Origin of the sequence: Nonomuraea sp. NPDC005501 (genome assembly GCF_040605905.1) — a bacterium.
Classification (GTDB): Bacteria; Actinomycetota; Actinomycetes; order Streptosporangiales; family Streptosporangiaceae; genus Nonomuraea.
On record NZ_JBEXDT010000019.1, the window covers coordinates 35,991 to 46,431 of the forward strand.

Here is a 10,441-nt window from a genome sequence, read left to right on the forward strand (position 1 = left end):
GCGCCATGCGGGTCCTCGTCACGGGAGCGGCCGGCTTCGTCGGCTCCGCGTACGTCGCGAACCTGCTCGGCGGCGCCTACCCCGGCTGGGACGGCGCCGAGGTGACCGTGCTGGACGCGCTCACCTATGCCGGCGACGTCGCCAACCTGGAGCCGGTCCTGGGCGGGCCGCGGCTGACGTTCGTCCGCGGCGACATCGCCGACGCCGCGCTCGTCTCCTCCCTCATGCCGAGGCACGACCTCGTCGTCAACTTCGCCGCCGAGAGCCACGTGGACCGTTCGATCGCCGCCGCCGACCGGTTCGTCCGCACCAACGTCGCGGGTGTCGAGACGCTGCTGCGGGCCGCCCTCGACGCGGACGTGCCCACGTTCGTCCAGGTCTCCACCGACGAGGTGTACGGCTCCATCGACACCGGCTCATGGGGCGAGGACAGCCCGCTCCGGCCCAACTCGCCGTACGCCGCCTCGAAGGCCGCCGGCGACCTGATGGCGCTCGCGTACGCCCGCACCCACGGCATGGACGTGCGCGTCACCCGCTGCGGCAACACCTACGGCCCGCGCCAGTACCCCGAGAAGCTCATCCCGCTGTTCGTCACGAACCTGCTGGCCGGCCGGCCCGTCCCGCTGTACGGCGACGGCGGCAACGTCCGCGAGTGGATCCACGTGGACGACCACTGCCGCGGCGTCCACCAGGTCGTCGAGAAGGGCCTGGCCGGCGAGGTCCACCACATCGGCGGCGGCACCGAGCTGACCAACAGGGAGCTCACCGCGATGCTGCTGCGGGAGTGCGGCGCCGGGCCCGAGCTGGTCCGCCGCGTCGCCGACCGGCCCGGTCACGATCGGAGGTACTCCCTGGACGACTCCAAGCTCCGCGGCCTCGGCTACCGCCCGCGGGTGCCCTTCGCCGAAGGGCTGGCCGAGACCGTCGCGTGGTACCGCACCAGACACAAGGGGGTCACATGAAGGGCATCTTGCTCGCCGGGGGCAGGGGCACGCGGCTGCTGCCCACGACGCTGGCGGTGTCCAAGCAGTTGCTGCCGGTCAACGACAAGCCGCTCATCTACTTCCCGCTCTCGGTGCTGATGCTGGCCGAGATCCGGGACATCCTGGTCATCTCCACGCCCGAGGACCTGCCGCAGATCCGCCGCCTGCTCGGCGACGGCTCCCACCTCGGGCTGCGCATCACCTACACCGAGCAGGACGAGCCGAACGGCATCGCCGAGGCGCTCGTCATCGGGGCCGACCACATCGGCGACGACTCGGTGGCCCTCATCCTCGGCGACAACGTCTTCCACGGCTACTCCTTCCAGGAGATCCTCCGCCAGGAGTGCCGCGACATCGACGGCTGCGTGCTGTTCGGCTACCCGGTGCGCGACCCGGAGAGGTACGGCATCGCCGAGACCGACGCGGACGGCCGGCTGCTGTCCGTCGAGGAGAAGCCCGCGGCGCCCCGCTCCAACCGGGCGGTCGTCGGCTTCTACCTGTACGACAACGAGGCGGTCGACATCGCGAAGAACCTCTCCCCGTCGGCGCGCGGCGAGCTGGAGATCACCGACGTCAACCGCGCCTACCTGGAGCGGGGCCGGGCGAAGCTGGTCGACCTCGGCCGGGGCTTCGCCTGGCTCGACGCCGGCACCCCGGAGTCGCTGCTCCAGGCCGGGCAGTACGTCCAGCTCCTGGAGCAGCGGCAGGGCGTCCGGATCGCGTGCCTGGAGGAGATCGCCCTGCGGATGGGCTACATCGACGCGGAGGCCTGCCACCGGCTGGGCGTCGAGCTGGAGAAGTCGGCCTACGGCCAGTACGTGATCTCCGTGGCGGAGCAGTTCGCCGCCCGGTGACTCGTGAGCAAGGAGGCAAGCCATGACCATGACAGCACTGTTCACCGGCCGTTCGGCGGCCGGCGGCGACCATGTGACGGACGTGTACCGCTACGCCGCCCGCAAGGGCGCGATCGAGACGGTCGAGGCGGCGGCCGAGGACCTCGGCCTGGCCGTGCGCGAGGTGCGCGAGGCGGTGGAGCACCTGGTGGAGAGCCGGCTGCTCCGCATCGACGACAACGCGGGCCTGCGGTTCGTGCCCGTGGACCCGGAGCTGGCCGCGGCCTCCCTGGTGTCCTCGGTCGAGCGGGAGATCTACCAGCGGCGCGAGCTGATCGACCAGATCAGGGAGCGGATCGGGGTGTTCCAGCAGGACTACCCCGCGGTGGAGGCGGGCACCGCGCCGCGCGCCGTGGACTACCTGGTGGGCTCCATGGAGGTGCGCGGCTTCCTGAAGACGGCCGGCGACGCCTGCCGCGACGAAGTGCTGGTGCTCCAGGCGTCCGGCGGCGTGACCGGCGACCTGTCGGAGACGTTCCTCACGCTGCTGGCGCGGGGAGTGGTGGTGCGCATCATCTGCCAGCACCGCAACCGCGGGGACGTGTCCACCCGGATGCGGATGAAGCGGCTGACCGATGCCGGCGCCGTCGTCTACACGCTGAGCCACATCCCGCGCTCGGCGGTGGTCTTCGACCGGTCGCTGGTCGTCATGTTCGGGGCGAACGGCGAGGAGGCGAACGTGGCGCGGGTGCGCGACCACGGCATCGCGCAGTTCTTCCTCGACCTGTTCAACCACCTGTGGGAGATGGCCACGCCGCTGGAGGGCATCGAGTTCGGCTACGCCGACGTGGCCGACGACCTCCAGCAGGCCATCGCCGCGCTGATGGCCAAGGGCTACACCGACGAGGTGGTGGCCAGGAAGCTCGGCATGTCGGTCCGGAGCTGCCGCCGGCACATCGCCTCGCTGATGCGCGACCTGGAGGCGACGAGCAGGTTCCAGGCGGGGGTGGCGGCGGCCAGGAGCTTCCTGCGCAACGCCGGCTGACCGCCACCCGTGGAAGAGATCTCAGACGACCTGGTGACCGCGCATCGCGGCGGCCACCCCGGCCAGCGCCCGGGCCCGCTCGACGACCGTCTCGACGCCGGCCACCAGGTCCTCGTACGGCATCCGCGGGTCCAGGCAGATCCGGACCGAGCTGTTGGCGTCCTCCGCCTCCACCCCGATGGCGGTCAGTACGTACGACGGCTCCTGGGAGCCGGAGTTGCACGCCGACCCGGTGGACAGCGCGACCGTGGTCAGGCTGGAGACCAGGCTTTCGCCGCGTACCCCCGGCAGGACCACGTTCAGCACGTGCGGCACGCCGCCCCGGGGGTCGCCGTTGAGCCGCGCGCCGGGGATGCCCGCGAGGAGGATGTCCAGCGCCGTCGCGCGCAGCTCGCGTACCCGCCGCAGATCCGCCTCCGCCCGCGCCAGCGCCAGCTCCGCCGCCTTCCCCATGCCCACCACGAGGTGGGTGGGGATCGTGCCGCTGCGCAGCTCGTACTGCCCGCCGCCGAACATCACCGGCCGCAGCCGGTGCCGGATCTCCGGCCGGACGTACAGGGCGCCGACGCCCTTCGGGCCGCGCAGCTTGTGCGCCGACAGCGACAGCAGGTCGATCTCCGCCTCGCGCACGGCGACCGGCACCCGGCCGGCCGCCTGCGCCGCGTCCACGTGCAGCAGGGCGCCCACGTCGTGGCAGATCGAGGCCATCGCGTGGACCGGCTGCACGGTGCCGATCTCGCTGTTCACCCACGCGGCGGTGGCCACGCGCGTGTGCAGGTCGAGCAGCTCGGCCAGGTGCACCAGGTCCACCTGGCCGTCCCGGCCGACCCGCACGGTCCGCGCGTCCACGCCGCGGGCCGCCAGCGCGCGCCCGATCGACAGCGACGACTTGTGGTCGGTCGGGCAGAACACCCCGTTGACCGGCGCCCGGTCGTCGTGGCCGAACGCGCCCAGCAGCGCGATGTTGTTGCTCTCGGTCGCGCCGGAGGTGAACAGCACCGCGTCCGGGTCGGCCCCGATCAGCCGCGCCACCGATTCGGCCGCCGCGTCCACGGCCCGGCGGGCCCGCTTGCCGAGCACGTGCGGCGACGACGGGTTGCCGAACTCCTCACGCAGGTACGGAAGCATCGCGTCCAGCACCTCGTCGTCGACGCGGGTGGTGGCGCAGCCGTCCAGGTAGATGACCTTCATGGCGCGTCAGCTCCTCAGGGTGCTGACCGTGACGAGCTTGGCGTAGATCTCGTCGGTGGACGTCTCGCCGCTGCCGCCCGGGTCGGCGATCACCACGCGCATGTCCGGCAGGCCGTACAGGTTGAGCGCGATGTCCACGCCCGTCTGGACCGGCATGAGGCACTCGCCGGGCGCGAAGATCAGCAGGTTGCGGTAGCCGGCCTTGTGGACCTCCGACACCATCTCGGTGATCTCGCCCGCGCAGCCGGTGATGCCGCAACTGATCAGCGTGCGGTAGTTGCCGTCGGCGTCCACGAACGCCACCTCGGCGTCGCGCCGCCCGGAGCCGCCGGCGGGGTCGAGGTAGCGCTTCTCCAGCAGCCCCTGCTTGACGAACTTGTCGGCGGCCTTCTGGAAGCGGTACTTCAGCCACGTCTCGGGGAAGGCGAGCGGGTGCTTGCGGCTCGGCAGCACCAGCTCCGCCGGCAGGCCGTAGTCGCACAGCGCCTTCTCGTACGAGGTCGGCAGCGTGGTGAACCGCTCGAAGAACTCGGCCCGCAGCTCGCCGGCCGGGCGGTCGTGGGCCGGCACGTACTGCCAGTCGTTGATCAGCAGCAGCAGCCGGCCGGAGACCCCCGACTCGGCGTACTCGCCGAGCAGGTCGAGCGACAGCTCCCACGTGTAGCCGGGGAAGATGCCGACGCGGCCGGCGACGCGGCGGCGCATGGTCTCGTCCTTCTGCTCCTCGACGACGCCCGGCACGAGCCGGCCGGTGGCCTCGTCCTCGAACAGCATGAAGTGCCCGCCCATGACGACGAGGTCGCCGAGCTCGGAGGCGGGCAGCTCGTGGGCGATCGCGTCCCGGAGCTCCTGCTCGGAGGCGACCAGCCGGTGGGTCTTGGTCACTCGGTCGGTGACGGCGTGGTTCATCGAAACTCCTTGAGGCTGAGGCTTCAGTCCTGGTGGGAAGCCGGACACCGTCTCCCGGCCTTCAGGCGTGGCGAGATGGATGGTCAAGGCTTCACTCCGAGGCGCATGAGATCTGATGGACGGTGGTCATCCGCGAGCGGCCGGATCGGGACGAGCAGGCCGGCGAGGACGCCGAGCGGGACCGGTCCGGCGAGCTGCTGGAGGGTCAGGCCCTCCCAGCCGCCCGCGCGCAGCTCGGCCAGCACCCGGGGGATGCGCAGGGCGCGGCCTCCGGCGAGGGTGTAGCTGTCGGAGAGGTCGAGAGGGGGCAGCGCGTGGACGAGCCGCACGGCGCCGGCGAGCGCGCGGGCGGCCTCGTCGGCCGGGGCGCGGTCCCAGGAGGGAAGCGCGGCCGTCCCAGGAGCGGCCACCAGCGGCGGATCGGGCAGCCCGGCCAGCCGGGCCACGTCACCGAGGCGGGGACCAGCCGTCGCACTGTCGTCGCAGGCGAGGATCAGGGCCTCGTGGCCGCGCAGGAACGCCTCCACGGCCGCGCCGTCCATGACCGCGGACGACGCCTGAAGGGACACGGCGACCGCGTCGCGCCACTCGTCCACCCGCAGGTACGTCTCGGACCCGGCGTGCGCCCACGCCTCCGGCACCGGATGCCAGGCGACGGCGGTGCGCCGGCCCCCGTAGTCCTTGGTGCGCTGCTTGATGAAGTTGACCTCCGAGCCGAGGCGCACCGCCTGGCCACGCCGCGAGCCCTCGCGGGACACCAGCTCGGTCACCTCGTCGTAGGGGAGGTAGGAGTGCTCCTTGGCCCGCTCGAAGGCGGCCGCCACCCGGGCGAGCAGCTCGGCGAACGTGGGATCGCCGGAGCAGTCCACCCGCACCAGCGTCGGCGAGAACATGCAGGTCAGGACGTCCGGGTACGGGTGGGACTCGCGGTTGCTGACGAACGACAGGAGGCCGGCCGAGTCCAGGCCGGTGTAGGCGGCGGTCAGCGCGGTGTGGGCGGCAAGGTGGACCAGCGACGGCCACACGCCGTACCGGGCGGCGACCCGCCGGGTGGCCTCCAGCAGGGCGGGGGAGGTCAGCGTCGCGTGCCTGGCCGGCGGCTCACCGGTCGCACCCGCGCCGTCCCGGAGCGCGGCGAAGGGGTCCCGGCCGGCGCCTTCCCGGCGTTCAGCGCCTTCCCGGCGTCCAGCGCCTTCCCGGCGGCGCGCGGCGAAGGGGTCCGAGGGGAGCGCGGCGACCTGCTCCTGCCAGTACGCGACGGAGCGGGCGGCCACCACGGTGGCGTCGGCCGACGTCTCGTGACGGACCAGGTCCGACGGCCGGTGGCGGACCGGCATGAGCGTGGCGGGCCGGCGCGCGGCCAGACCGGCGCCCTGTGTGCGCAGCTCCCGCTTCAGCTCGCCCAGCGTCCACACGTCCACCGCCAGGTGGTTGAGCACCACGACGGCGCGCTTGGCCACGCCGCCCGCCGTGATGACGACCGCCCGGACGGGCCACTCGCCGGCCAGGTCGAACGGCCGCGTGCTCAGCTCCTCGATCACTTCGGCGGGCGCGGCGGTGCCGTCCCGCTCCGCGGTGACCTCCATGACCTTCAGGGCGCCCGGCGGGTGGATCCGCTGCACGGGCCCGGTCCCGGGCTCTCCGGCGTCGAGGTGGTACGTGGTCCGCAGCGTCTCGTGCCGGCGTACCAGAGAGGTGATCATCGCGCGGCAGTGGGCGAGCGTCACACCCGGGGGCACGTCGAAGGTGAGGACGACGTGCGTCTCGTGCTGGTGCCCGGGCGGGAGTTGGTGGACGCGCAGCCACATGTAGCGCTGCCCCCAGCACAGGTTCGCGGATCTCACAGTGGACAACTCGGCCTCCACCGCCGGCGATAGTCGGACTACCGAACAAACCGAGGATTGGCTTTTCCTGGGACCGTGACAAGCGGTCCGCGCTGGCATGTTGGGCGCGCCACAAGCTGCCAGCGTGCTCTTTCCCGGCCTTCTTGACCGCTGCTCCGCCATTCCCCGAAGCTTTGTATGAATGGATTTTTCTGGCAGATCGGCGGATGACGATGTCTGAAATTCCGAACCAGTTCCAGAGCCTTCTGCGCGCGCACCTGCCGTACGCGGACGCGGCGGAGCTCTCCGCCCGGGACGAGCTCGCCGGTCTCGGCCTCGACTCGATGGGCGTCGTGCGCCTGCTGGTCGACATCGAGAACGGCTACGCGGTCGAGCTGCCCGACGAGATCCTGGACGAGACGACGTTCGCCACGGTCGGCTCGCTCTGGCAGGCGCTGACCACGCTCCCGGCGTTCCCGCCGGTCCACTGACGCACGGACGTCAGAAGGGCGGGGGCCGGTTTCGCCGGTCCCCGCCCTCTCCCTTTCCAGGCTCCCTTGTCAGGGCTTCAGGGTCGTGGCCAGCGCGCGGCGGTCCACCTTCCCGTTGGCGTTGAGCGGCAGCTCGCCCAGCACGGTCACCGCGCGCGGCACCATGTAGCCCGGCAGCACCTCGGCGACGCCCTTGACCAGCGCCACCGGGTCGAGCGCCGTCCCGGTGCAGGCGGCCTCCAGCTCCAGCTCGCCGTCCGCCCCGGGCAGCGCCAGGACCACGGCCTCGTCCACTCCGGGCCTGGCCCGCAGGGCGGCCTCCACCTCGCCCAGCTCGACCCGGTGCCCCGAGATCTTCACCTGCTGGTCCAGCCGCCCGAGGTGGACGAGCAGCCCGTCGCGCCAGGCGACCCGGTCGCCGGTGCGGTACCAGAGCTCGCCGGCCATGGTGGCGGCGGCCGGGGCGGGCACCGCACGGACGCCGTCGAAGGCGACGAAGCGGCCCTCGTTGACCTCCGGGTCCGTGTACCCCGGGAAGCGCTGCTGGCCGCGCAGGCACAGCTCGCCCTCCGCCGCCGGCCGGCCGTCCGCGTCCAGCACCACGTGCTCCACCCCCCGGTACGGCAGGCCGATCGGCACGGTGCCGTTGGGCGTCTCCGGCCAGTGGGCCCGGTCGGCGGGCAGGCGGTACTCGGCGCAGGAGATGGTCAGCTCCGTCGGGCCGTACAGGTTCTCCAGCACGCTGTGCGGCGCCGCCTCCCGCCACGCGTCCGCCTGCCGCAGCGTCAGCGGCTCGCCGCAGAACAGGCTCCAGCGCAGCGACGGCATCGAGCCCGGGGCCAGCCGGCGCAGGCGCAGCGCCAGCGAGACCACCGACGGCACCGAGAACCAGTGCGTCAGCCGCTCCCTGGCCACGAACGCCACCGGCTTGAGCAGGTCGTACCGGCTCGGGACGACGAGCGTCGCCCCGCCGCCCCAGGTGGCGAACATGTCGAAGACCGACAGGTCGAAGGTCAGGTCGAACGTCTGCGACGTCCGGTCGCCCGGCCCCAGCCCGTAGCGGGGGACGACGTGCGACAGGTACGCGCCGACGGAGCGGTGGCGCAGCGGCACACCCTTGGGCGCGCCGGTCGAGCCCGAGGTGAACAGGACATAGGCGAGCCCGTCCACCCCGTCCGGCGGCGCCAGTGGCTCCGCCCGGTCGCCGCCCGGGTCGTCCAGGGTGACGGCGAGTGTTCGCGAGGGGAACGGCGGCAGCGGGCCGCGGGCGGCGTCGGCCAGGACGACGTCCAGGCGGGCGGCCCCGGCGACGGCGAGGTTGCGCGCCGCGGGCATGGCGGGGTTGAGGGGGACCGCGGTGGCGCCGATCCGCTGGACGGCCAGGTACCCGGCGTAGGCCAGGGTGTCGCGGGCCGCGTACAGGCCGACCCGCGACGGGCGCCCGCCGGGGCAGGACGCCAGGATCCGCGCGGCCAGGCGCGCCGCCAGGTCGTCCAGCTCGGCGTAGGTGTGGCGGGCGCCGCCCGCCTCCAGCGCCACCCGGTCGCCGAAGCGCGCCACCGAGCCGGCGAACCACTGGTGAAGGGTGCGTTCCACGAGGGTGCGTTCCACAAGGGTGCGTTCCACAGTCGTCTCCATGGTCGTCTCCATGGCCGTCCCGGGCTCCCGGGACTACCCGGGGTGCCGCGGCGGGTCGGGGAGGTCGCGGGGGAAGAGCGACGGCGGGAGGTCCTGCCCGGACCGGCCGGACCCCTCCCACAGGTCGGCCAGCCGCCGGTCAGGGTCGGCGACGGCGAGCTGCGTGCCCAGCGCGAGCGTCCGCATGATGTCCACCATCGCCTCCGCCGGCAGGACGTCCGGGTCCGCCAGCATGAGCACGCTGGTACGGCCACCCTGCACCGCCACCCGCACCCGGAACGCCTGCCCGTACTGCTGCGCCAGCGGCGTCCAGGCCAGCTCCGCCGGGCTCTGGTCGGCCGGGTCCGAAGGACGGCGGTCCACCTGGATGTAGTTGAACCAGGCCCGGAACAGGTGGTTGACCCAGCAGTCGTGCCCCGGGTCCCGGCCGGTCCTGGCCGCGTCGCCCGCGGCCAGCTCGGCGACGCGGTCGAAGTCGTAGCAGGAGTACCGGTACGACTTCGCGCCCGCCCAGTGCAGCCGCCTGATGTGCTCGGCGAGCGTGGCGCCCGGGTCCACGCCGGTGACGAAGGGGATGAGCTGGTTCATCGTGCCCACGTTGTGCTGGTCCTCCTGGGCGAACCGGTTGGAGGACATCAGGCTCATCGTCACCCGGTCGGTGCCCAGGTGGCGGGCCAGCCCGGCGGCGATGAACGCCATGACCACGGCCGGCGCGGTGACCCCGTGCCGGCGGCCCGCCTCCGCCGCGAGCCCGCCGAGCCGCCGCGAGTGCAGCGTGAGCTCCAGCCGGTTGCGCTTGACGCGGGCCGGCAGCGTGGGGAGCCGGTCCATGAGCCCCTCGGCCAGTACGTCCTGCCAGTACCGCTCGGAGCTCTCCTGCCGGGGCCGCCACGCCTCCTCCCGCTGCCGCCGCGCCAGCTCGCGCGGGGTGAGGCCCCTCGCGGCCGTGGCGTCCGGGTCGGCCACCAGCGCCTTGAACTGGTCCTGCAGGTGGTGGATCGACCACAGGTCGAGGATGAGATGGGAGAAGGCCAGGCTGATGTAGAGGGGCGCGCCGTCGGGGGAGCGGACCAGCCGGCCCCGCCAGTTCAGGTCGCCGCTCATGGCGAACGGCCGCGCCACCAGCTCCGCCTTCGTCTGCTCGTGCTCGGCGGGGTCGGTGACGACCCGGTCCACCGTCTCGACGGGCAGGGGCGCGTCGTCGTGGACCACCTGGACCGGACGGTCGCAGCCCGGACGGTAGGTCGTCCGCAGCGCCTCGTGCCGGTAGGCCAGCCGCCGCAGGGCGGTCGTGACCTGCCCGTTCGACAGGCCGCGCAGGTCCCATGTCGTCGCCAGGTTCGCCTCGTGCAGCCAGTCCTCCGGATACCGCTCGATCTCACGCCAGCTGAAGAGCTGGCCGTTGCTGAGAGGCGCCTCGACGGACATGTGGTCTCCTCCCGGCGGCTTTCTCCGTCCGTCATTCATTGCGCGGGCGAACGTCCGGGGTCAAGGCCGGCGGGGGTGGCCGGCGCTGGCCACTAATGGC

At 72.9% G+C, this 10,441-nt stretch carries 9 protein-coding genes; 4 read left to right on the top strand and 5 right to left on the bottom strand.

All coding sequences use genetic code 11. The features are described 5' to 3' along the window. Positions 1–5 precede the first annotated feature (5 nt). From rfbB to ABZS51_RS13005, 3 genes are read left to right on the top strand one after another with little or no spacing between them, the layout of a single operon-like run. Positions 6–962: a dTDP-glucose 4,6-dehydratase gene (rfbB, locus tag ABZS51_RS12995; RefSeq protein WP_355439434.1), complete on the top strand. Its 957-nt coding sequence runs from the start codon at positions 6–8 to the stop codon at positions 960–962. Beyond that, on the top strand, positions 959–1,837 hold the full coding sequence (rfbA, locus tag ABZS51_RS13000; protein WP_355439437.1) for a glucose-1-phosphate thymidylyltransferase RfbA: 879 nt from the start codon (positions 959–961) through the stop codon (positions 1,835–1,837). The genes rfbB and rfbA overlap by 4 nt, the downstream gene beginning before the upstream one ends. Before the next feature lie 22 nt (positions 1,838–1,859). Further along, positions 1,860–2,861 (top strand): hypothetical protein, encoded by a 1,002-nt coding sequence (locus ABZS51_RS13005; RefSeq protein WP_310713252.1) that lies wholly within the window; start codon positions 1,860–1,862, stop codon positions 2,859–2,861. 21 nt (positions 2,862–2,882) lie between these two features. Here the strand turns inward: ABZS51_RS13005 and ABZS51_RS13010 are convergent, their stop codons facing one another. From ABZS51_RS13010 to ABZS51_RS13020, 3 genes are all read right to left on the bottom strand, one after another. Next, positions 2,883–4,052 carry a cysteine desulfurase family protein gene (locus tag ABZS51_RS13010; RefSeq protein WP_355439440.1) on the bottom strand — a complete coding sequence of 390 codons (1,170 nt, stop codon included), beginning with the start codon at positions 4,050–4,052 and terminating at the stop codon, positions 2,883–2,885. Positions 4,053–4,058: 6 nt separating this feature from the next. Then, positions 4,059–4,961, bottom strand: a complete 903-nt coding sequence (locus ABZS51_RS13015) for an LPD16 domain-containing protein (RefSeq protein ID WP_355439443.1) — start codon at positions 4,959–4,961, stop codon at positions 4,059–4,061. Positions 4,962–5,044: 83 nt separating this feature from the next. Then, complete coding sequence (locus ABZS51_RS13020; protein WP_355439504.1) at positions 5,045–6,805, bottom strand: condensation domain-containing protein; 1,761 nt, start codon at positions 6,803–6,805, stop codon at positions 5,045–5,047. A 212-nt stretch (positions 6,806–7,017) separates the two neighbouring features. Between ABZS51_RS13020 and ABZS51_RS13025 the strand changes: the two genes are divergently transcribed. Beyond that, positions 7,018–7,275 (top strand): phosphopantetheine-binding protein, encoded by a 258-nt coding sequence (locus ABZS51_RS13025; RefSeq protein WP_310713259.1) that lies wholly within the window; start codon positions 7,018–7,020, stop codon positions 7,273–7,275. Between the two features lie 69 nt (positions 7,276–7,344). On the opposite strand, the gene ABZS51_RS13030 is transcribed toward ABZS51_RS13025, so the two are convergent. Then, positions 7,345–8,901 carry an amino acid adenylation domain-containing protein gene (locus ABZS51_RS13030; RefSeq protein WP_355439447.1) on the bottom strand — a complete coding sequence of 519 codons (1,557 nt, stop codon included), beginning with the start codon at positions 8,899–8,901 and terminating at the stop codon, positions 7,345–7,347. A gap of 45 nt (positions 8,902–8,946) precedes the next feature. Further along, a complete protein-coding gene (locus tag ABZS51_RS13035; protein WP_355439450.1) occupies positions 8,947–10,341 on the bottom strand; it encodes a condensation domain-containing protein in 1,395 nt (464 codons plus the stop codon). Positions 10,342–10,441: the final 100 nt, after the last annotated feature.

Bases quoted from the DNA above. Each gene is read 5' to 3' on its own strand.
- rfbB (WP_355439434.1), top strand. From the start codon at position 6: ATGCGGGTCCTCGTCACGGGAGCGGCCGGCTTCGTCGGCTCCGCGTAC.
- rfbA (WP_355439437.1), top strand. From the start codon at position 959: ATGAAGGGCATCTTGCTCGCCGGGGGCAGGGGCACGCGGCTGCTGCCC.
- ABZS51_RS13005 (WP_310713252.1), top strand. From the start codon at position 1,860: ATGACCATGACAGCACTGTTCACCGGCCGTTCGGCGGCCGGCGGCGAC.
- ABZS51_RS13010 (WP_355439440.1), bottom strand. From the start codon at position 4,052: ATGAAGGTCATCTACCTGGACGGCTGCGCCACCACCCGCGTCGACGAC.
- ABZS51_RS13015 (WP_355439443.1), bottom strand. From the start codon at position 4,961: ATGAACCACGCCGTCACCGACCGAGTGACCAAGACCCACCGGCTGGTC.
- ABZS51_RS13025 (WP_310713259.1), top strand. From the start codon at position 7,018: ATGTCTGAAATTCCGAACCAGTTCCAGAGCCTTCTGCGCGCGCACCTG.
- ABZS51_RS13035 (WP_355439450.1), bottom strand. From the start codon at position 10,341: ATGTCCGTCGAGGCGCCTCTCAGCAACGGCCAGCTCTTCAGCTGGCGT.